The sequence below is a fragment of the Paracoccus rhizosphaerae genome (assembly GCF_026162645.1).
GTDB lineage: Bacteria > Pseudomonadota > Alphaproteobacteria > Rhodobacterales > Rhodobacteraceae > Paracoccus > Paracoccus rhizosphaerae.
The window spans coordinates 1-20895 of sequence record NZ_JAOTBE010000059.1; the positions used below are offsets into that span (position 1 = coordinate 1).

Sequence of the window (20895 nt, forward strand, 5' to 3'; positions counted from 1 at the left end):
GAGGCCTTCGCCCGCATCGACACCGAGGAGATCGACCCCATTCTCAGCATAACCACGAAAGCCGCCTGATCATGCCCTCAGGCCTCCCGGGAAATTACACCAGCTTGACGGACGTGACCGCTCATGACCTGGGCCAAGAAGCAGGGCATCGCTCTGACCTACATTCAGCCCGGCAAGCCGCAGCAGAACGCCTATGTCGAGCGCTACAACCGGACGGTCCGCCACGAATGGCTGGACCTCTACATCTTTGAAACCATCGAGGAGGTGCAGGAAATCGCCACTGAATGGCTAAGGACCTACAACCACGAACGCCCCAACATGGGCATCGGCGGGGTTACACCCGCCATGAAGCTGAAAATGGCCGCGTGAGTTCTACGGTCACACCCCATTAAAACGGGGAGGATTACCGGACCACATGTTGCTTCTGGGCTGCAAGACGGCGATCGAGAAGATCGCAGCGTTCCTCCTGGTCCTGTCTGAGCGCCTGAGAAGCGACGTTCTCTGCCTGCCGATGACGCGGCTGGACATCTCTGACCACCTCGGCCTCACCATCGAACCGTTTCCCGCTCGCTGACACAACTCGAGCGGGCAGGCCTGATCAAGCGATGTCAGGACGCCGCTCGATCGTGCTGCGCGACGTGGAGGGCCTTCGTCAACTCGACGCATGGCGAGGCGCGACCAATCTCGGAAGTTGCTTCTTACCAGCCGATCCTGCGTTTGCGCGCCAACATAGGCGGACGTGGCGCTGCGCCTTACGCCGCTGCCCTTGTTGGATCGGAAGAACGTAGTGACACCACCTCCGTCCGGCGAACCGGCTATGGGCGGCGCCATCGGCACCGCGCCTGTTGGAGGAGCAGAAGCAGATTTCACTCGACCTGCGCGAGGAGATCATCCATGCGGCCCTTGGCGTTGCCCTTTTGCGGGACTGCGGCGGCCTCAGCTAGATGCAAGGCTTGGCCAACCTGAAGCAGGGCAACCATACCCATGGCATAATGCGGCGTACACTTGACGCCATAAAGCCCCTCTTGCGTCACGGTCAGCTCGTATGGCTCGTTGAACTTTGCTCGCGACGCCCTCGGGCAGCATCCCGGAAATGCTCTCGACGTTGTGCCCCTTATCCGTCGGCACGAAGCGGATCACGTCGCCCGGTTGCGCCTTCACGAAGGAGGGCTCGAACACCATCACGCCAGCCTCGCCGCTGTTGAGCATCCATACCTCAATGGTTTCGGCAGACACGCTACCGGCATACAGAGCCAGAACTGCACCGAACATGGCTTTTGCAAACATCGAGAGGTCCGTCTTGTTTTCTCAGGCCCGGATGTAGGGTAGGGCCGTGGGAAGAACGTTGCGCCGCAACAAGGTTCCGGACGATACATGGCCAAACTAGACGAGACGCTTCTCACAGGACTTCCGCCGTTTTCGAAGCTGGAGCAGTCGGCGATCCGCGGGATCCTGGACAAGGCCAAGTTGCATCGTCATAACGAACGTGCGGTCATCTTCAACGAAGGGCAGGCGGCCGACCGCTTTTTCCTGCTGCTTGACGGCTACCTGAGGGTCATCCGCTCGACCCCCGGCGGCGACCAGATCATCTTGCTGCACATCTCGCCGGGGCAGTTGTTCGGAATTGCGCCGGCACTTCACCGTGACACCTATCCCGCGACGGCCGTGGCGGCCGCAGAGTCGGTGGCCCTGTCCTGGCCGGTGCGGCTGTGGCCGGAGTTCATGTCGCGCTACGACGGGTTCGCGACCGAGAGTTACCGCACCCTCGGCCAGCGCTTGGGCCAGATCCAAGAGACACTGACCGAGATGGCCACCCAGGCCGTCGAGCGCCGCGTCGCCTCGGCCGTGTTGCGGATGATTTCGCAAAGCGGACGCAAGACTGAGAGCGGTATCGAGATCGCCTTCCCGGTGACCCGGCAGAACATCTCGGACATGACGGGGACGACGCTGCACACCGTCAGCCGGCTGCTGTCGGCGTGGGAAAGGGCCGGCATTGTCGCCTCGACCCGCAAGCACATCCTGGTCATGAAGCCGCACGAGCTGGTCATGCTGAGCGAGATCCAGGGCTAGCGCCAGGGCGCCACATCACTGGCCATGCTGCTGTCTTTCGGGCGTGAAGTTGATCTGGCTCAACGTCAGGCGGTACGGAAACTGCCATGATGGCCCCATGGAACAGATGAACCGCCTCAAGGCGCTTGGCCTCTTCGACGCCCGCGTGCCCCGCTATACCTCCTATCCCACCGCTCCGGTCTTCTCGCCCGCAGTTGGCGCCGTGCAGCAGGCGCAGGCGCTGGCAAGGCTGGACCCGGCGGAGCCCGCCTCGGTGTACCTGCACATCCCGTTCTGCGAGCGGCTCTGCTGGTTCTGCGCCTGTCGCACCCAGGGGACCAAGACGCTCACTCCGGTCGAGGCCTACATCGGCACCCTGGAGCAGGAACTTGCGCTGCTGAAGGCGGTGCTGCCGCAGGGTCTGCGGATGGGACGGATGCACTGGGGCGGGGGCACGCCAACGATCCTGCCACCTGCCTTGATCCACCGGCTTGCGCAGGCGGTGAAGGCGGTAATCCCGCCAACGCCGACATGGGAGTTCTCGGTCGAGATCGACCCGACGATGGTGGACCGGCCCAAAATTGCGGCCCTTGCAGCTGAGGGCATGAACCGCGCCAGCATCGGCATTCAGGACTTCGACCCAATTGTGCAGAAGGCCATCGGGCGGATCCAGCCCTATGACATCACCCGGACCTGCATCGAAGACCTGCGCGCTGAGGGCGTCAGATCGCTGAACGCCGATCTCGTCTATGGTCTGCCGCATCAGGATCTTGCCCGGCTGGGCGACACGGTGGCGAAGGTCCTGACCCTTGCCCCGGACCGGCTCGCGCTTTTCGGCTACGCCCACGTGCCGTGGATGTCGAAGCGGCAGCAACTGATCGACGAAGCGGCGCTGCCGCGCGAGATGGAGCGCTTTCGGCTAGCCGAGCTTGCTGCGCAGCGCTTCACCAAGGCCGGGTTCCAGGCGATCGGGATCGACCACTTCGCCCTGCCGGACGATGGTCTTGCCCTGGCCGCCCGTTCGGGCCGGCTGCGCCGAAACTTCCAGGGATATACCGACGACAGCTGCGCTACGCTGATCGGCATCGGCGCGTCGTCAATTTCTCGGCTGCCCTCTGGCTACGTCCAGAACGCGTCGGCCACCCCGGCCTATGTCCAGCGGATCGAGGCGGGCCAGTTGGCCGGGGCGCGCGGCCATCTCCTCACCGATGATGACAAGCTGCGTGCACGCGCGATCGAGATGCTCATGTGCGACTTCCGGCTCGACAAGGCGGAGCTGCGCAGAAGCTTCGGCAACGCCGAACGGGCACTGGCCGAGAGCACCCGGCAGCTTGCCGCGACCTTCGGCGACCTGATCTCGGCGTCGCCGAACCATCTTGAGATACTGCCGGAAGGACGCCCGCTCGCGCGCATGATGGCAGCGCAATTCGACGCCTATTCGCCTGACGGTGCTCGCTACAGCCAGGCATCTTGAAGGTGGCCGGCTGACGGACCGCGGGCGGCTGTTGCACCGCCGCCGTCAGAAAATGAAGCCGGCGACTTCCTACGCGATGTTGCTCCATTGTTTTTCCAAAGGTAGCAATCATGAGAAGCACCTTGCACTGGGGTAACATTCCCATGGGTTTGCAGATTGCACGCTGGAAAAACCGGGCAGCGGTGATGGTGAAACCTTCCATCGGTCGCCGCCTGCGGCAAGGCGGTATCCCCTTCTTCATCCAAAGCATCAACATGGAGGAAAAAGCCAACGGCAAAAGGAACAGTAGAGATACTGATCGCCCCGAGCACCACGAGGCGCCGGGGTCGGCTAGAAAAAATTCGCTTCGCGACGACAAGACGGCACAGGAGAAACGGAATGCATCTCGGTTACATCAGCTTGCCCGGACGGGGCGCAAATGACAGATTTCTGGCCGAGGTTGCTACGCATTTGCAAGATCGCGGTTTGCGGTTGGCAGGGACAGTGCAGAGCAACATTGAAAGGCCAGGCCGGAAGAAGTGCGACATGGACATCGTGGTTCTTCCGGACGGGCCCGTCCTGCGCATCAGTGAAGACCGTGGCGACCTTGCGCGTGGCTGCCGCCTCGACGCTGGCGTGCTGGAGCAGGCCGTGGTTGGTGTGGCCCGTGCAATGCCTGCCGCAGACATGCTGATCGTTAACAAGTTTGGCAAGCAGGAGGCAGAGGGACGGGGTCTTGCACCGGTCATTGCTGAGGCGCTGGAACAGGAGATCCCCGTTTTATTGGGTGTGAACGGGCTCAACCTTGCGGCCTTTCAGAAGTTTGCCGGAGGCTTGGAAACAGCGCTGGTGGCTGAAACAGACGATGTTCTGGCATGGTGCATGAAGGCCGCCGATCATTCGGAAGCGGCACCGGAAGCGCCCGCCAAGGCTTCCTTGACGTCCAACGGTCGTACAGTGCAGCGACCGGCTCTCGAAGCATAGGTCAAGGGTGCAGCCCGCGCCGCTCAACACCTGTGTAGCGGAGGAAGACAGGCGTCATGAATGTTCCCGAACGTTCTGCGCTTTTTGGGAACCGTAGCCGAGGAACAACAGGTGCAGCATGATGAGTTGCCGTGTCCTGCTTGTGGGAAAACCGCATGCTCGACGTCATGAAGATGCCGCAGTTCGCGTGGAAAGTGGGGGCGAGTCACTGGCGGAAGGCAGGTTCATCCGCCCCAGGTTCGGCCGCAGACGGCAGAGGCCGAAGAGAAAATCACGAGCGCAGGGTTGTCTGAACACGATCGCGTCATAAGCTGGATTGAACGCTCGAATCAGTGAAAAGGGGGGATAGATGCCTCTCCGATCAAACCGAGATCAAGCGACGCAGGGTGTCCACGATGACACCATGATGCCGAGGTTGCGGGCATGAGCCCGGCGCTTCCCGAAGCCGCCGCCGAGGGTGCGGGGCGGGCACTCTGGAAAAGCACCGCCGCTTTCACCGCCTGTTTCGCGGTCTGGACGATCTTCTCGATTATCGGCCTCTCCATCAAGGAAGAGCTCGGCCTCTCGGAGACGCAGTTCGGGCTTCTGATCGGGACGCCGATCCTGACGGGATCGCTGTCGCGCCTTGTTCTGGGGGTTTGGGCCGACCAGTTCGGCGGACGCCGCCTCTTTGTCCTGGTCATGCTGCTGGCGGCTGCAGCGACCTTCCTCACCTCGTTCGCGCATAGCTATATCACGCTGCTGATCGCAGCGCTCGGAGTCGGGCTGGCAGGCGGAGCCTTCTCGGTCGGCGTGGCCTACGTCTCGAAGTTCTATCCACAAAGCCAACAGGGTACCGCGCTTGGCACCTTCGGAGCTGGCAACGTGGGCGCAGCGGTGACGAAGTTCGTGGCGCCCTTTGTCGTAGTTGCAATGGGCTGGGAGGCAGTGGCGCAGATCTGGGCGGTGGCACTGGCCGTGATGGCCTTTGTCTTTCTTCTGCTGACAAAGGAGGATCCCGGCCGCTTTGCACGGCAGCGCGGCGTCAGGGCCGTTCCATCGGCAGCGGCCCAGTTGGCGGTTCTGCGCAATCTTCAGGTCTGGCGCTTCTCGCTCTACTACTTCTTCGTCTTTGGTGCCTTTGTGGCGCTGGCGCTCTGGCTGCCGCGTTATCTTGTTGGGGTCTACGATCTCGACATCAAGACAGCGGGGATGCTGGCCGCGTTCTACTCCATACCGGCCAGCCTGTTTCGCATCTATGGTGGCAGGCTTTCCGATCGTTACGGCGCGCGGGCGGTGCTCTACTGGACTTTCGGCGTCTCCGTGCTTTGCACCTTCATGCTCAGCTACCCGCCCACGACCTATATCATCGAAGGCATTGCCGGACCGATCACCTTCTCGACCTCGATGGGGCTGGTGCCGTTCGTCGTCACCATCTTTGTCCTGGGCTTTTTCATGAGCCTGGGAAAAGCAGCTGTCTTCAAGCATATCCCGGTCTACTACCCCAATCACGTCGGGGCGGTCGGAGGGCTGGTGGGCATGATCGGCGGGCTTGGCGGCTTTGTCCTGCCCCTTGCCTTTGGGATGCTGAACGACCTGACCGGCGTCTGGACCAGCTCCTTCGCCCTTCTGTTCCTGCTCGTCTCGACAGCCTTCCTCTGGATGCATCTCACCATACGACGGATGGAGAATGCCGCCGCCCGGGCGGGCCAGGCCGAGCCCACGCCAGAGCTGCCCGAGATGATCGGCATGGGAGAGCCGGGCGCGAGCATCCCGCCGCGCGCGGGCGCCATCAAGGACTGGCGCCCCGAAGATCGCAAGTTCTGGGAAGGCACCGGCCGGCCGGTTGCCCGCCGGAACCTTTGGATTTCGACCTACTGCCTGCTGTTGTCCTTTGCGGTGTGGATGGTCTGGTCGGTGGTCGTGTCCCGGCTTCCGGCGGTCGGCTTCGCCTTCGATACCGGGCAGCTGTTCTGGCTGGCGGCGCTGCCGGGACTATCGGGAGCGACGCTGAGGATATTCTACTCCTTCCTCGTGCCGGTCTTCGGGGGGCGACTCTGGACGACCGTGTCCACTGCCTCGCTGCTGATCCCGGCCTTCGGCATCGGCTATGCTATCCAGACCCCCGATACGCCGTTCCTGATCTTCCTCGTGCTGGCGTTGCTCTGCGGGTTCGGTGGCGGAAATTTTGCCTCGTCGATGTCGAACATCTCGTTCTTTTTTCCAAAGCGGGAAAAAGGAAACGCCCTGGCGCTGAACGCCGGGTTGGGGAACCTGGGCGTCAGCCTGATGCAGTTCCTGGTTCCGATGGTGACCACCCTCGGCCTATTCGGCGCGCTCGGGGGCGGTCCACAGGTCACGGCCGATGGCGAGCAGGTCTGGATGCAATATGCTGGCTTTGTCTGGGTGCCGATGATCATCGCCGGCACGCTGGCAGCCTGGTTCGGGATGAACGACATCCTTTGCGCCAAGGCATCCTTCGCCGAGCAGGCCCCCATCTTCCGCCGCATGCACACCTGGTTGATGTGCTGGCTCTACACCGGCACCTTCGGCACCTTCATCGGCATGTCGGCGGGCTTTCCGCTGCTGTCACGCATGGTCTTCCCTGAGGTCAATGCGCTCAACTACGCCTTCCTCGGGCCCCTCGTGGGTGCCGTGTCGCGCGCTGCAACAGGCTGGGTTGCCGACAAGTACGGCGGCGCGCGGGTGACCTTCTGGGTCTTCGTCGCCCAAATCGTCGCGATCGCCGGGATGATCTGGTTCCTCAACCTCGGCAGCTTCCTCGGCTTCTTTGCGATGGTGCTGTTCCTGTTCTTCGCGAGCGGGGTCGGCAACGCGTCGACTTTCCAGATGGTGCCAGGGATCATGCGGATCGAGATCGACCGCACCGCGGCCAACTTGCCCCCGCCGGAACGTCGCAAGCAGGCCGAACGTGAATCGGCGGCGATCATCGGCTTCACCTCGGCCATCGCCGCATATGGTGCCTTTTACATCCCTCGCGCCTACGGCTCTTCCATCGACGCGACCGGCAGCGCAAACGCCGCCCTCTGGGCCTTCGGCATCTTCTACGTCACTTGCGCGGCCCTGACCTGGTGGGTCTATTCCGGCCCGCGCGGGATCCTCCGGACGACCGAACGCGGCGCTGTGCCGCAACCTGTAACCGCCTGACCAGGAGAAAGCGATGAGCCATTTCCTCGACCGACTGTTCTACCTTCGGAGGGAGCAGGAGACTTTCTCCGGAGGTCACGGCGTGACCACGCGGGAAAGCCGCCAGTGGGAAGATGCCTATCGGAAGCGGTGGGGAGCCGACAAAATCGTTCGATCGACCCACGGTGTGAACTGCACCGGGTCCTGTTCGTGGAAGATTTACGTCAAGGGCGGCATCGTCACTTGGGAAACGCAGCAGACGGATTATCCGCGCACCCGCCCCGATCTGCCCAACCACGAGCCGCGAGGCTGCCCACGGGGGGCAAGCTACAGCTGGTATCTCTACTCCGGCACCCGCATCCGCTATCCTCTGGCGAGAGAGCGGCTAATCCGCCATTGGCGTGCTGCCCGCCAAACCATGAGCCCAGTGGCGGCCTGGCGCTCGATCGTCCAAGACCCCGAAAAGCGGCGCGACTGGGTCGCCAAGCGCGGCCGCGGCGGGTTCGTCCGGGTGGGTTGGGACGAGATCAACGAACTAATCGCCGCGGCCAATGCTTATACCATCAAGGAATATGGCCCTGACCGGATCACCGGCTTTTCGCCCATCCCGGCGATGTCGATGATCTCCTATGCGGCCGGGTCGCGCTATCTTTCGCTGCTAGGGGGGACGCTTCTCAGCTTCTACGACTGGTACTGCGACCTTCCTCCCTCGTCGCCTCAGATCTGGGGGGAACAGACGGATGTGCCGGAGAGCGCGGACTGGTACAACGCTGGATTTCTGCTGGTATGGGGCTCGAACGTTCCAATGACTCGGGCACCCGACGCGCACTTCTATTCAGAGGTGCGCTATCGCGGCGCCAAGAGCGTCGTCATCGCGCCGGACTTCAACGAAGCGGCCAAGTTCTCTGACATGTGGCTGCACCCCAAGCAGGGAACCGATGCTGCGCTGGCCCTTGCCTTCGGGCATGTCGTCCTGCGCGAATTTTATGTCGATCGCCAGGCAAGCTATTTCAACGAGTATACCCGGCGCTATTCCGACTTCCCGCTCCTGGTCACCTTGTCCGAGCGTGACGGCCATCTGGTTCCCGACCGGATGCTCCGCGCAGCCGACCTTGAAGGTGGCCTGGGCGAGGGCAACAATCCAGACTGGAAGGCTGTGGGCATCGATGAGGCCACCGGAGAGCTTGTCGCGCCGCAGGGTTCGGCGGGCTATCGCTGGGGCGAGAAAGGGAAGTGGAACCTCGAGGAGAAGGACGGGCAGGGCCGCGACATCCGCCTGCGCATGTCGCTCGCAGACGCGCATGATGAGATCGCTCCCGTGGCCTTTCCGTACTTCGGCGGGACCGCTTCGCATGACTGGGTGGCGACGCAACACGAGCGTATCCTGACGCGCAACGTGCCGGTCCGCGAGGTGGCCTTGGCCAGTGGTGGTCGAGTGCGCGTGGCCACTGTCTTCGACCTCTACTGCGCGAACTATGGCCTTGACCGCGGTTTTGGCGGTGCGAATGTCGCGGTCAGCTACGACGACGATCTGCCGTTCACGCCGGCTTGGGCAGAGAAAGTCACGGGCGTTCCGCGTCAGGCAATCATCCAGGTTGCCCGGGAGTTCGCCGAGAATGCCGAGATGACCGAAGGTCGGTCGATGGTGATCCTCGGCGCCGGGCTCAACCACTGGTACCACATGGACATGAGCTATCGCGGCATCATCCAACTTCTGGTGATGTGCGGCTGCATCGGCAAGTCGGGCGGTGGCTGGGCGCATTATGTGGGTCAGGAAAAATTGCGTCCGCAGACCGGCTGGCTGCCGCTGGCCTTTGCGTCGGACTGGAGCAGGCCGCCGCGGCAGATGAACGGGACAAGCTTTTTCTACGCGCATACGGACCAGTGGCGTTACGAGACGATGAAGCCGTCCGACCTGCTTTCCCCACTGGCGCCGGCGGGAGACTGGTCCGGCGCCATGATCGACTACAACATCCGCGCCGAGCGGATGGGTTGGCTTCCTTCGGCGCCGCAGCTGCAGACGAACCCCCTGGAGCTTGGCCGGAGCATCGCCGAAAGCGGCCGCAACGTCGGCGAAGCCGTCGCCGAAGGATTGAAGTCGGGGGACCTGACCTTTGCCAATGTCGACCCGGACAATCCGCGGAACTGGCCGCGCAACATGTTCTTCTGGCGGTCCAACGTGCTTGGCGCCAGCGGCAAGGGGCATGAGTACTTCCTCAAGCACTTCGTAGGCTCGCTTCACGGGGTGGTTGGGACCGACGACCGGGAGGGCATCCAGCGCCCGGAGGAGGTCCTCTGGCGAGACGAGGCGCCGGTCGGCAAGCTGGACTTGATGGTCAACATCGACTTCAGGATGTCCACCACCAGCGTCTACAGCGATATCGTCCTGCCGACGGCGACCTGGTACGAAAAGAACGACCTCAACACCACCGACATGCACCCCTTCATCCACCCTCTGACAGCGGCGGTTGATCCGGCATGGGAGGCGCGCAGCGACTGGAGCATCTTCAGGGGCATCGCGCGCAAATTCTCGGAAGTTGCGCCCGAAGTGCTGGGGGTTGAACATGACGTGGTGCTGTCGCCTACTCAGCACGACACGCCGAGCGAGCTAGCCCAGCCCTATGAGCCGCTGGATTGGGCCAAGGGGCAATGCGAGCCAATTCCGGGCAAGACGATGCCGAATGTCCACCTGGTCGAGCGCAACTACCCAGAGGTCTTCGCGCGCTTCACCTCGTTCGGGCCGGATGTCGAGAAGTTCGGCAACGGCTCCAAGGGCATTATCTGGGAAGCAAAGCACGAGGTCGAGCAGCTGGGCGACCTGAATGGCCGGGTGCTGGATGGTCCGACTGCCGGCCGCCCGAAGATCGACACTGACATAGACGCCTGCGAGACGATTCTGATGTTGGCCCCCGAGACCAATGGCGAGGTCGCAATCAAGGCATGGGAGGTACTTTCGCAGGCGACAGGTCGGGAGCACGCACATCTGGCTGAGGGTAAGGAGGAGGAGAAGATCCGCTTCCGCGACGTGGCCTCGCAGCCAAGGAAGATCATCTCGTCTCCAACATGGTCGGGGATCGAGAGTGAAGAGGTTTGCTACAACGCTGGCTGGACCAACGTCAACGAGCTCATTCCCTGGCGCACTCTCTCCGGGCGGCAGCAACTCTATCAGGATCATCACTGGATGCGCGCTTTTGGAGAGGCCTTCGTGACCTGGCGGCCCCCGATCGATACGCACAGCGTTGCCCAAGCACTGGGCAAGCTGCCCAACGGAAACAAGGAGATCCTGCTCAACTTCCTCACCCCACATCAGAAATGGGGCATTCACTCCACCTACACCGAAAATCTCATCATGCTGAGCCTCAACCGTGGCGGCCCGGCCGTATGGATCAGTGAGGCCGATGCCAAAGAGGCGGGCATTGTTGACAACGACTGGATCGAGGCGTTCAACGTGAACGGCGCGCTGACCGCACGGGCAATCGTCAGCCAGCGGATCATGCCGGGGTCCTGCATCATGTATCACGCGCAGGAAAAGCTGGTGAACACGGTGGGATCCGAGATCACCGGCCAGCGGGGCGGCATCCACAACTCGGTCACCCGCATCAACATGAAGCCGACGCACATGATCGGCGGCTATGCCCAGCTGTCCTACGGGTTCAATTACTATGGCACCGTCGGCGCGAACCGCGACGAGATCGTGATCATCCGGAAGATGAGCGAGGTCAACTGGTTCGACAAGGCCGCCGACGACAACGAACTGGCCCCAACCGGCACCGCCGACTGGGGCACGGGTCAACAGAAGCGCAAGCAGGAGGCCGCAGAATGAGAATCAGGGCACAAGTCTGCATGGTCCTCAACCTCGACAAGTGCATCGGGTGCCACACCTGCTCGATCACCTGCAAGAACGTTTGGACCAACCGCGAAGGCATGGAATATGTCTGGTTCAACAATGTCGAGACAAAGCCCGGCATCGGCTATCCCAAGGACTGGGAGAACCAGAAGCGCTGGCAGGGCGGATGGGTCCGCAAGAAGAACGGCAAGATCGTGCCGCGTCAAGGCTCGAAATGGCGGATCCTGTCGAAGATCTTTGCAAACCCGCATCTGCCCGAGATCGACGATTTCTACGAGCCTTATACCTTCGAGTACGAATGGCTGCAAAAGGCGCCCGAACTTCAGGCCCAGCCCGCCGCCAAGCCGCGCTCGCTGTTGACCGGCGAGGTGATGAACAAGATCGAGTGGTCTGGCAACTGGGAGGACATGCTGGGGGGCGAGTTCGCCGCTCGCAGCCAGGACTACAACTTCGAAGGGGTCGAGAGGGAAATCTACGGTGAGTTTGAAAAGACCTTCATGATGTACCTTCCGAGGCTCTGCGAGCACTGCCTCAACCCGTCCTGCCTGGCATCATGCCCCTCCGGCGCTATCTACAAGCGGGCCGAAGATGGGATCGTGCTGATCGATCAGGAAAAGTGCCGCGGCTGGCGGATGTGCGTTTCGGGCTGTCCCTACAAGAAGATCTACTACAACTGGTCCACGGGTAAGTCCGAGAAATGCATCTTCTGCTATCCTCGGATCGAGACGGGCCAGCCCACCGTGTGTTCCGAAACCTGCGTGGGGCGCATCCGCTATTTAGGCGTGATGCTCTATGACGCCGACAAGATCGAGGCCGCAGCTTCGGTGGAAAACGAAAAGGATCTCTACCCCGCGCAGTTGGGCGTGTTCCTCGACCCGCACGACCTGGCGGTGCAGGCAGAGGCGCGGGCGCAGGGCATTCCCGACCAGTGGCTGGAGGCCGCGATCCGGTCGCCGATCTACAAGATGGCGGTCGAATGGAAGGTCGCCTTCCCACTGCACCCAGAATACCGCACTTTGCCGATGGTCTGGTATGTGCCGCCGCTCTCGCCGATCCAGTCCGCGCATGAGGCGGGCAAGATCAGCGCGAAGGATGGCATGCCCGACGTGCGCTCGTTGCGCATTCCGCTGCGGTACCTGGCCAACCTGCTGACAGCCGGGGACGAGGCACCGGTTGCGACAGCGCTGGAGCGGATGCTGGCTATGCGCGCCTATATGCGCGCAAAAAGCGTCGAGGGGCGGATCGACCCATCCATCCCGGAGCGGGTGGGTCTGACTGCCCCCATCATCGACGAGATGTACAGGATCATGGCGCTGGCGAACTATGAGGACCGCTACGTCATCCCGACGGCGCATCGGGAACTGGAGGAGGACGCCTATGCCCTCCGCGGCTCGGCCGGCTTCGGCTTCCGGGAGGGCACGAACGGCTCCAGCAAGACCAATCTGTTCGGGGGTGCCAAGCGCACGCCCAAGAAGAACCCTTATATGGATGTGCCGACATGAGACTGTGCTTGCGTGCCTTGGCGGCGCTGCTCGGCTACCCCTCTGCCGAGCTTGCCGCGCATATCCCCGACATCCGAGCGGCCTTGGCTGCGGGATCGCTGCTGCCGCCGGATGAACTCGGAGGGCTGGAGCCGCTGCTGCAGCGGCTCGGATCGCAGGATCTTCTCGATGCACAGGTTGAATATACCGAACTCTTTGATCGGTCGCGTGCGCTGTCGCTCCATCTCTTCGAGCATGTTCACGGCGACAGCCGTGATCGGGGGCCGGCCATCATCGACCTGGGGCAGCAGTATCTGGACAAGGGCTTCATGCTGGAAGGTCCCGAGCTGCCCGACTTCGTGCCGGTGTTCATCGAGTTTGCGTCCTGCCTTTCAGCGCCCGAGGCGCGCGAGATGCTGGGCGAGCCGGCACATGTCTTCGCGGCGCTCGAAGAACGGCTGGTCGAGAGAGGCTCGGATTATGCGCCCGTCTTCGGTGCGGTCCTTGCGCTGGCGGGCGCCCATCCCGATGCCGAGGCGCTGGACGAGCTTCGAGAGCAGGCGCCCAGTGATGATCCTGCGCAGATAGACGAGGAATGGGAGGAGAAGGCCGTCACATTCACGGCGCCGCACGAGATGGGCGGGCCCACTGGCATCGTTGCCAAGATCCGAGCGGCAGGAAAGGCGGCCACGGCCGCGCGCACTGGAACCAAGGGCTGAGGAGGACGAGATGAACGAACTTCTGAACCAACTGGCATTCGGCTGGTACCCGTATCTAGCGATCACGGTGCTGATCGTCGGCTCGATCATGCGCTTTGATGCGGATCAGTTTTCCTGGCGCTCGCAGTCGAGCCAGTTCCTGAGGCGAAAGCAGATGATGTGGGGGTCAAACCTGTTTCACCTCGGCGTGCTCGTGCTGTTCGTGGGGCACTTCGTCGGCCTGCTCACGCCGATCAACGTCTTTGACCGCTTCGGAATCGGACATGGCTTCAAGCAACTCGTCGCGCTGATCGTCGGTGGCATCGCCGGCATCGCGGCGCTGGTCGGCGCGAGCATGCTGCTTCACCGGCGCCTCTTCGAGCCGCGCATCCGGCAGAGCTCCTCCTTCGGTGACATCGCGGTTCTGGTATTGATCTGGCTGCAGCTTGTGTTCGGCGTGCTCACGGTCTTCTGGACGATGCGGCATCTGGACGGGTCCGAGATGGTGGTCCTTATGGGCTGGGCGAACGCGATCATCACCTTCAATCCGGCGGCGCCAAGCCTGCTTGCAGACGTGGCCTGGGTCTATAAGCTGCACATCATCCTGGGGCTGACCCTGTTCCTGATCACGCCCTTCACCCGCCTGATCCATATCTGGAGCGCGCCGATCTGGTTCCTGTTCAGGCCGGGCTACCAAATCGTTCGCTCGCTCGGCGCCGTCCGCAGGTCGCCCACAAAGGACATCTATGCAGCGCCTCCGAATTACGGCGGCACGACCACCACACGCCAGCAGGCCGAAAGCGGGGAGGGGGGCGCATGAGCCAGCATAGCGAGATACCGCGCCTGCGGGACGACAGGCCCACGGAGCCGGTGATGATGAGCGCCTGCCAGAGCGGCGGCTGTGGTGGCGGCACCGCGCCGCGGATGCCGCCACCCCCCACCTTCTCCGAGGTCCGAGTCAACGGGGTCGAGATCGACCCAGACGCAATTGCCCGAGAGATCCAGCACCACCCGGCTCCTGACGGAGAGACAGCGTGGACAGAAGCGGCGCGGGCGCTCGCCATCCGCGAGCTCCTGCTGCAGGAGGCGGAGCGCCTGTCGGTTACGGCGGAGCCGGAGGCCGACGAGGCTAGCCGCCTTGAGGCCGAACCCGATGCCGTCATCGCCGCCCTGCTTGACCGCGAGGTCGTGCCTCAGACGCCGGACGAGGACGAGTGTCGCCGCTTCTACGACGCGCAGAAGGTCAAATTCCGGACAGCGGACCTTTTTGAGGCTTCCCACATTCTCATCGAGCCCGAGGGAGGTGACCAGGCGGCATGGGCGGCTGCCGAAGCGCAAGCCGATGCCGTGATCGCGGAAGTTGGTGACGACCCTGCGGCCTTTGCCAAAGCGGCGCGCGATGTGTCGTCCTGTCCCTCGGCGGCGCAGGACGGATCACTGGGTCAGGTGCGCCGCGGCGAACTGGTGCCGCAGGTCCAGAAGGTGCTGGAGCGGCTCAAACCGGGATGGACCCATCGTGCCCCCGTGCGATCGAAGTTCGGCTGGCACGTGTTGCGGCTGCAGCGCCGAATAGAGGGGCAGGAGCTTCCATTCGAGGTGGTGCGCGACAGAATTGCCGACACGCTTGAAGCCCGAAGCTGGTCGATTGAGGCCGCACGTTATGTAGGCCGGCTCGCTCAGCAGGCTCAGGTTGAAGGGATAACGATCGAACCGGACACTGGATCGGGAGCTGCATGATGCTGATGCTTGGCGACATTCTGACACAAGCCCGCAGATCCTCGAGCGAGCTGTTGGACTGGCTTCAGGAAACTGATCCAGAGCTGATGGCGCGGCTTCAGGTAGAGGCCGCGGGCTCAGGCGAGACTCCTGTGGCCTTCATGCGCGCAGCAGTGGCGGAATTTGAACGGTCAGCGACTGAGGAGGATTGGGCAACGCTCACGTCCAGCCTGAGAAACACGTGGAGCCCCGGACGCGCATGTGTGACGGGTATGGTAAAATGGCGCCTGGCTGTTGCGTCCCGCGCAGCCGAACCGCAAGGAGAAGTTGCAGATGACGGCTGACAACGACGGTCGAGATGGTCTGAACCCGGCGCTCAAGAGCGAGCTCGAGACCGCACATGATAATCGCATATCCAGTGCTGCGCCTATCGAGACCGCGTCCGTTCAGCGAGATGAGGGACGTTCCTGGCCAATTGTCTGGGCTGTCGTCGTGATCTTGTCGGCGCTACTGGTCCTGTGGCTGATCTTCGGATGAGACATGGGCCCGGCGAGGAATGCATTTTGGCGGGCCCATTGCGAACCTGCAGTTCGATCCTGTGACCACCAGCACATTTGCTTCAAGTAGATCACATCTAGTCACTTGAACGTAGAGCAATTTCTGTCTCATGAGGCTTCGCTGTGCCGGGCCAGCGCGCTGATCAGGTCCGTGCGGGTCACGATGCCGATGATGCGCTTGTCGTCGAGGATTGGAACGGCATCGACGTCACCATCCGCCATCAGGGAAAGCAAGGCGCCAAGCGGCGTTGCAGGGGAGGCATGGGGAACGTCTGCCTGCATCAACGCGCTTGCGGGCACATTGAGGTCTTCGCTGATCAGGTGGATCTGATAGATGATACCAAGATAGCAGCCCTCTCGGACCACCGGGATCGACGTGAACCGGTGCCGTCGGAACAGGGCGGCGACATCTTGGCCTGACATGTCGGGGCTGACAGTCACCAGGTCGCGCGACATGACGGTTTCGGCAGTAACGGGTCCCGCCCGCTGTGCGGCGGCTTGCAACTCGGCAGCACCGACCAGCCGCGCCAGATCCTCGGCCCCGAGATTGAAGTTCTGTCGATAGCGTTCAAGAAGGTCGACCAGCTGCGCCTCGGACAGACCGATCCGCATGCTGGGCGACGGATCAGACGTGCGGTTGATATTGGGCTCATCATGCTGCCGCATCGGGTAGTGACGGCCGGTCAGGCGCGCGTAGATCGCCGCAAGGGCCACCAGCAGCACGGTTCCCGCCGCCACAGGCTTCAGGGCAAAGCGGAACCCGAGATCCGCGATTGCATCCGGGCTCATCGCGGCTGTCATCGCGACCGCGCCTGCCGGGGGATGAAGGGCGCGGCAGAGGATCGTGGCAGTGATGGCAATGCCTACCGCCACGGCTATCCGCAGCGCAGGGTCGGCCACGGGGGGTTATAGATGACCAAGCAATACGCACTTCTTCTGGCGATCATTGCTGAAGTCATCGCGACAACGGCGCTGGCAAGATCCGCCAGCTTCACGAGGCTCGCTCCGAGCATCATCGCCGTCATTGGTTACGCCGCCGCGCTCTGGTTTCTTTCGTTCCCGATGCGCGTGATGCCGACCGGGATCGTCTACGCGATCTGGTCAGGCATGGGCATCGTGCTCATCTCCGCCATCGCGTGGGTTTGGTATCAAGAAGCGCTCGACCCTCCTGCGATGCTTGGTCTCGCATTTATCCTCATCGGCGTTGTCATCATCAACGTCTTCTCCAAGTCCGTCGGGCACTAGGCTGGCGCGTGCTTCGGGCCGGAAGAGATCATTGGCAGCTCGTGGTGCAAGCATCGACACGCTGCACCACGAACTGGAAAGCGCGGCCGTTCTACGCCTGATGACACGCAGATCAACCATGTTAGGGGCGGCTACCCACGGGGTTGTTGAGTAGGGCATAAGGAAGGCGCTGATCCACCCTTGTGAAGCGGCCGTCTCCGCTGGCGAGCCTCTTTACATGCGACAAGAGGCACGAGACCCTGACGACCTATCGCAGGCTCTGCTCTGCCGAGGTTGAACGACGTTCCGCGGGTAGCTGCGCGCGCCTTCTACTCACACTGCCGGTGGTTCGCAGATTTTTGTTCGGCTGATAATCCAGCAGCGGTGCTTGTAGTGCCTATTTGAAAGGCTATGAATGCCGGGGATTTCATCAGCGGAGAGCGAAGATGGGGCAGATCGATGACAAGCTGGGGAGCGTCTTCAGCGAGGTGATACGACGCAATGCTGGAGAAGATGAATTTCACCAGGCTGTCCGGGAGGTTCTTGAAAGCCTCGGAAGGGTTGTCGCCAAGCACCCCGAGTATCTCGACAAAGCGTTGATCGCCCGCATTTGCGAACCTGAGCGCCAGATCATCTTCCGGGTCCCGTGGATGGATGATGAGAACCAGGTTCATATCAACCGCGGCTTCCGCGTGCAGTTCAACTCGGCAATGGGACCCTATAAGGGCGGCTTGCGCTTCCATCCGTCGGTCAATGTTGGAATTATCAAGTTCCTGGGCTTTGAGCAGACATTCAAGAATGCCTTGACGGGGCTACCGATCGGGGGAGGCAAGGGCGGGTCTGATTTCGATCCCAAAGGGCGCTCAGATGCCGAAGTTATGCGCTTCTGCCAAAGCTTCATGACCGAGTTGTACCGTCACCTGGGAGAGCACACGGATGTTCCGGCTGGCGATATCGGCGTTGGCGCGCGCGAAATCGGGTATATGTTTGGGCAGTACAAGCGCCTGACCAACCGCTATGAGGCCGGCGTCTTGACTGGCAAGGGGCTTTTCTACGGTGGCTCTCTGGCTCGGAAGGAAGCGACAGGTTACGGCAACACCTACTTCACCCGTGCCATGCTGCAAACCGGCGGCGACGACTTCGAGGGCAAGACGGTGGTCGTGTCGGGCGCCGGAAACGTAGCAATATACACGATCGAAAAAGTCCAGGAATTTGGCGGCAAGGTTGTCGCCTGTTCAGATAGCGGCGGCTATGTCGTCGACAACGATGGCCTCGACCTGGCGCTGCTGAAGGAAATCAAGGAGGTCCGTCGCGGCCGCTTGTCGGAATACGCGCGCATCAAGGGTGAGGGCTCGGATGTTTATTTCATCAAGTCGAGTGACGGGTCGATCTGGGATATTCCCTGCCAGATCGCGATGCCCTCGGCGACCCAGAACGAGCTGACGGGTAAGGATGCAAAACAGCTGATCAAGAATGGCGTCATAGCCGTCGGTGAGGGAGCGAATATGCCTTGTACGCCTGAAGCGGTTCGCCTGTTCCAGCAGGCCGGCGTGAAGTTCGGACCTGGCAAGGCGGCCAATGCCGGCGGCGTCGCCACCTCGGCGCTGGAGCTGCAGCAAAACGCTTCGCGCGATCGCTGGTCCTTTGAAAAAACCGAAGCGAGGCTGGCCGAGATCATGCGCGATATCCACGACAGCTGCTATGCGACGGCCGAGGAATACGGTGTTCCGGGAGATTATGTTTCGGGCGCCAACATCGCCGGTTTCGTCCGCGTGGCAGAACCCATGCTGGCATTCGGCGTGATTTGAAGGTTGCCATTTCAGCCGGACGTCATGACCTATGCTCGAGTGGCCTGTTTTCTACATGCCACTCGATAAGCCGTAGATAGTTCGCGCGCTTCCGGCCCCCATCTTATCGTCAGAATTGCAAGTCATCATTCCCGGGCCTTGGTGTTAGCCTTGGCACGATTGAGATGCTGCCAATTGTTGGTCGGTCGGATCATCTGCTTTGGACGGAAAAGCCAATTCAAACCTCTTCAAGGGCCCCGTGATGCGGAACACGAGACAAATGCCTGCTTTGGCGAGTTCATCCTTCAGTCAGGGCCTCCTATGGATGGCGCTGAGCATGATGTCTTTCATCGGCATGTCAGTCGGGTCGCGCGAGATGGCGGAGACGATGTCGATACGGCAGGTATTGTTCTTTCGCGCGCTGGTGGGGTTTGTCGTGATCCTGCTGGTGGCAAGATCGCTGTTTCCCGAGATCCGCCAGATGCAGAAGGTCCCGCTGCATGTTGCGCGCAATGTCGTGCATTTCACCGCGCAGTACTTCTGGACAATCGGCGTGGTGCTGCTGCCTTTGGCATCGGTCTTTGCGCTTGAGTTCACAATGCCCATCTGGGTGACGCTGTTTGCCTGGCTTATCCTGCGTGAACGGATCAGTCGGCCACGACTTCTCGCGACAGCTGGTGGCTTTCTCGGTGTCCTCGTGATCGTACGTCCGGGTATCGGTATGGTCGATCCTGCGGCTGGCCTGGTTCTTCTGGCGGCGGCTGGGTACGGCCTGTCGCTGATCATGGTGAAAAATCTCACGCGTCATTGCTCGCCCGGCGCGATCGTGGTGTGGATGATGCTGATTCAGCTGCCCTTGGGTTTCCTGGCCTCCCTGACGGATTGGCAGCCGGTTCACTTTAGCGCCGTGCCCTGGATGCTGCTCGCTGGCATCGGTGCGCTGAGCGCGCACTTCTGTCAGGCGCAGGCGCTTAAGCGGCTGGAAGCATCTGTCGTCATCCCCATCGATTTTCTGCGCGTGCCGATGGCCGCGGTGGTCGGCTACTACGCATACGGCGAGGCGATTGACCTTTGGGTGTTCCTCGGTGGAGCGATCATCCTGCTATCAAATTTTCAAGCGGTTCTGGCCGAACGCCGAGATAGTCGAAGAGGAGCTCATGCGCCTTCCGTATGACAGGGTCGGATCGCAGGGGTGGCAACATGGTTGAGTGTGCATCGCGATTTACAACACCATCACGGCCGTGGCCACGAGGCCCGAGCATGAGAAATGCCTCAGAGCCGTGGCTGAGCAAGATCTGCCCCTAGAACTGTCGCATCTGTAGGCAGGACCGGAAAGCACCACACATCGACGTCCTTTTTGCCTTCACCTACCTGTTCCGGTAGACACGCCGTTGAGCATTCAGCTGCACGCGAAGGGCCCAACGCGCCCAAAGCGGGGAAGATTGCGAGCCCGTGACTGATATCGCTCCGGCCTCGGCTGCGTCGTTAGACTGCAAACAGGTGCCGGAAGGCGTCCGGCGTGCGCGCCACATCCGACAGGCGGCAACTGTCGAGCACAGCCAGAAAGGCTTCTCTGGCTTCGGAAAAAACGGCCGGTAGACCACAGCCTTCAGCGATCCGGCAGGTGCTGCAGTCCACCAAGCCTCCGTCGCTTTCAGTATGGCGGACAACCTGACCTATGGTGATCTCTGCGGCAGGCCGCGCAAGGCGCAAACCGCCATGGCGCCCCCTGACGGTCTTGACGAAGCCGGCGTTCCCCAGATCCTGAACGATTTTCATCAGGTGGTTCTGGGAGATCCCATGCGCACCGGCAATCTGCCGGATCGACGCCAGCCCGCCGTCATTGGCGGCGAGATAGATCAGCGCGCGCAGCGCGTAGTCGGTGTAGCGGGTCAACTTCATTTTTCCACAATACAGGTATTCCATCTGCATGTATAGGAGGTTATAGATGCATTGATAATGCATGTTTAGGA

Annotated in this window: 17 protein-coding genes and 2 pseudogenes; 16 read left to right on the top strand and 3 right to left on the bottom strand. The window is 61.9% G+C overall.

All coding sequences use genetic code 11. The features are described 5' to 3' along the window. Positions 1-120: 120 nt before the first annotated feature. Together OC184_RS15890 and OC184_RS15895 are read left to right on the top strand one after the other, a co-directional pair. Positions 121-369 (top strand): annotated as a pseudogene (locus OC184_RS15890) (integrase core domain-containing protein); the annotation flags it as partial. A 46-nt stretch (positions 370-415) separates the two neighbouring features. Then, positions 416-574, top strand: coding sequence for a helix-turn-helix domain-containing protein (locus OC184_RS15895; RefSeq protein ID WP_265508153.1), 159 nt, complete (start codon positions 416-418; stop codon positions 572-574). Between the two features lie 292 nt (positions 575-866). On the opposite strand, the pseudogene OC184_RS15900 reads toward OC184_RS15895, so the two are convergent. Then, positions 867-1287, bottom strand: a pseudogene (locus tag OC184_RS15900) (pseudoazurin). Positions 1288-1374: 87 nt separating this feature from the next. On the opposite strand from OC184_RS15900, the gene OC184_RS15905 reads away from it, so the two are divergent. The 11 genes from OC184_RS15905 to OC184_RS15960 all read left to right on the top strand — a co-directional run bounded on the left by OC184_RS15905 (position 1375) and on the right by OC184_RS15960 (position 15891). Further along, positions 1375-2070 carry a Crp/Fnr family transcriptional regulator gene (locus tag OC184_RS15905; RefSeq protein WP_265508155.1) on the top strand — a complete coding sequence of 232 codons (696 nt, stop codon included), beginning with the start codon at positions 1375-1377 and terminating at the stop codon, positions 2068-2070. Positions 2071-2167: 97 nt separating this feature from the next. Continuing rightward, positions 2168-3523, top strand: coding sequence for an oxygen-independent coproporphyrinogen III oxidase (gene hemN, locus OC184_RS15910; RefSeq protein ID WP_265508156.1), 1356 nt, complete (start codon positions 2168-2170; stop codon positions 3521-3523). 110 nt (positions 3524-3633) lie between these two features. Beyond that, the gene (locus tag OC184_RS15915) at positions 3634-3945 is read left to right on the top strand and encodes a hypothetical protein (protein WP_265508157.1); all 312 of its coding nucleotides are present in this window, start codon (positions 3634-3636) and stop codon (positions 3943-3945) included. After that, positions 3902-4486 carry a DUF2478 domain-containing protein gene (locus OC184_RS15920; protein WP_265508158.1) on the top strand — a complete coding sequence of 195 codons (585 nt, stop codon included), beginning with the start codon at positions 3902-3904 and terminating at the stop codon, positions 4484-4486. The genes OC184_RS15915 and OC184_RS15920 overlap by 44 nt, the downstream gene beginning before the upstream one ends. 423 nt (positions 4487-4909) lie before the next feature. Beyond that, on the top strand, positions 4910-7633 hold the full coding sequence (locus OC184_RS15930) for a nitrate/nitrite transporter (RefSeq protein ID WP_322630214.1): 2724 nt from the start codon (positions 4910-4912) through the stop codon (positions 7631-7633). 13 nt (positions 7634-7646) lie between these two features. Next, complete coding sequence (locus OC184_RS15935) at positions 7647-11435, top strand: nitrate reductase subunit alpha (RefSeq protein WP_265508159.1); 3789 nt, start codon at positions 7647-7649, stop codon at positions 11433-11435. After that, positions 11432-12961, top strand: a complete 1530-nt coding sequence (gene narH / locus OC184_RS15940) for a nitrate reductase subunit beta (RefSeq protein ID WP_265508160.1) — start codon at positions 11432-11434, stop codon at positions 12959-12961. The genes OC184_RS15935 and narH overlap by 4 nt, the downstream gene beginning before the upstream one ends. Then, positions 12958-13659, top strand: a complete 702-nt coding sequence (narJ, locus tag OC184_RS15945) for a nitrate reductase molybdenum cofactor assembly chaperone (protein ID WP_265508161.1) — start codon at positions 12958-12960, stop codon at positions 13657-13659. Before narH ends, narJ begins: the two co-directional genes overlap by 4 nt. Positions 13660-13669: 10 nt before the next feature. Then, positions 13670-14458, top strand: coding sequence for a respiratory nitrate reductase subunit gamma (narI, locus tag OC184_RS15950; RefSeq protein ID WP_265508162.1), 789 nt, complete (start codon positions 13670-13672; stop codon positions 14456-14458). Between the two features lie 53 nt (positions 14459-14511). After that, the gene (locus tag OC184_RS15955; protein WP_265508163.1) at positions 14512-15375 is read left to right on the top strand and encodes a peptidylprolyl isomerase; all 864 of its coding nucleotides are present in this window, start codon (positions 14512-14514) and stop codon (positions 15373-15375) included. A gap of 312 nt (positions 15376-15687) precedes the next feature. Then, positions 15688-15891: a hypothetical protein gene (locus OC184_RS15960; RefSeq protein WP_265508164.1), complete on the top strand. Its 204-nt coding sequence runs from the start codon at positions 15688-15690 to the stop codon at positions 15889-15891. A gap of 128 nt (positions 15892-16019) precedes the next feature. Here the strand turns inward: OC184_RS15960 and OC184_RS15965 are convergent, their stop codons facing one another. After that, positions 16020-16811, bottom strand: coding sequence for a CBS domain-containing protein (locus OC184_RS15965; RefSeq protein WP_322630215.1), 792 nt, complete (start codon positions 16809-16811; stop codon positions 16020-16022). A 12-nt stretch (positions 16812-16823) separates the two neighbouring features. Here OC184_RS15965 and OC184_RS15970 point away from each other — a divergent pair, with 12 nt between their 5' ends. The 3 genes from OC184_RS15970 to OC184_RS15980 all read left to right on the top strand — a co-directional run bounded on the left by OC184_RS15970 (position 16824) and on the right by OC184_RS15980 (position 20096). Continuing rightward, on the top strand, positions 16824-17156 hold the full coding sequence (locus tag OC184_RS15970) for a DMT family transporter (protein ID WP_265508165.1): 333 nt from the start codon (positions 16824-16826) through the stop codon (positions 17154-17156). A gap of 425 nt (positions 17157-17581) precedes the next feature. Next, the gene (gene gdhA / locus OC184_RS15975) at positions 17582-18943 is read left to right on the top strand and encodes an NADP-specific glutamate dehydrogenase (RefSeq protein ID WP_265508166.1); all 1362 of its coding nucleotides are present in this window, start codon (positions 17582-17584) and stop codon (positions 18941-18943) included. 304 nt (positions 18944-19247) lie between these two features. Further along, complete coding sequence (locus tag OC184_RS15980; protein ID WP_265508167.1) at positions 19248-20096, top strand: DMT family transporter; 849 nt, start codon at positions 19248-19250, stop codon at positions 20094-20096. A gap of 311 nt (positions 20097-20407) precedes the next feature. On the opposite strand, the gene OC184_RS15985 is transcribed toward OC184_RS15980, so the two are convergent. Then, positions 20408-20895 (bottom strand): RrF2 family transcriptional regulator (locus OC184_RS15985; RefSeq protein WP_265508168.1); only part of this gene is annotated, 488 nt, incomplete at its 5' end.

Coding starts and splice junctions, on each gene's coding strand:
- OC184_RS15895 (WP_265508153.1), top strand. CDS start 416: ATGTTGCTTCTGGGCTGCAAGACGGCGATCGAGAAGATCGCAGCGTTC.
- OC184_RS15905 (WP_265508155.1), top strand. CDS start 1,375: ATGGCCAAACTAGACGAGACGCTTCTCACAGGACTTCCGCCGTTTTCG.
- hemN (WP_265508156.1), top strand. CDS start 2,168: ATGGAACAGATGAACCGCCTCAAGGCGCTTGGCCTCTTCGACGCCCGC.
- OC184_RS15915 (WP_265508157.1), top strand. CDS start 3,634: ATGAGAAGCACCTTGCACTGGGGTAACATTCCCATGGGTTTGCAGATT.
- OC184_RS15920 (WP_265508158.1), top strand. CDS start 3,902: ATGCATCTCGGTTACATCAGCTTGCCCGGACGGGGCGCAAATGACAGA.
- OC184_RS15930 (WP_322630214.1), top strand. CDS start 4,910: ATGAGCCCGGCGCTTCCCGAAGCCGCCGCCGAGGGTGCGGGGCGGGCA.
- OC184_RS15935 (WP_265508159.1), top strand. CDS start 7,647: ATGAGCCATTTCCTCGACCGACTGTTCTACCTTCGGAGGGAGCAGGAG.
- narH (WP_265508160.1), top strand. CDS start 11,432: ATGAGAATCAGGGCACAAGTCTGCATGGTCCTCAACCTCGACAAGTGC.
- narJ (WP_265508161.1), top strand. CDS start 12,958: ATGAGACTGTGCTTGCGTGCCTTGGCGGCGCTGCTCGGCTACCCCTCT.
- narI (WP_265508162.1), top strand. CDS start 13,670: ATGAACGAACTTCTGAACCAACTGGCATTCGGCTGGTACCCGTATCTA.
- OC184_RS15955 (WP_265508163.1), top strand. CDS start 14,512: ATGATGAGCGCCTGCCAGAGCGGCGGCTGTGGTGGCGGCACCGCGCCG.
- OC184_RS15960 (WP_265508164.1), top strand. CDS start 15,688: ATGACGGCTGACAACGACGGTCGAGATGGTCTGAACCCGGCGCTCAAG.
- OC184_RS15970 (WP_265508165.1), top strand. CDS start 16,824: ATGACCAAGCAATACGCACTTCTTCTGGCGATCATTGCTGAAGTCATC.
- gdhA (WP_265508166.1), top strand. CDS start 17,582: ATGGGGCAGATCGATGACAAGCTGGGGAGCGTCTTCAGCGAGGTGATA.
- OC184_RS15980 (WP_265508167.1), top strand. CDS start 19,248: ATGGCGCTGAGCATGATGTCTTTCATCGGCATGTCAGTCGGGTCGCGC.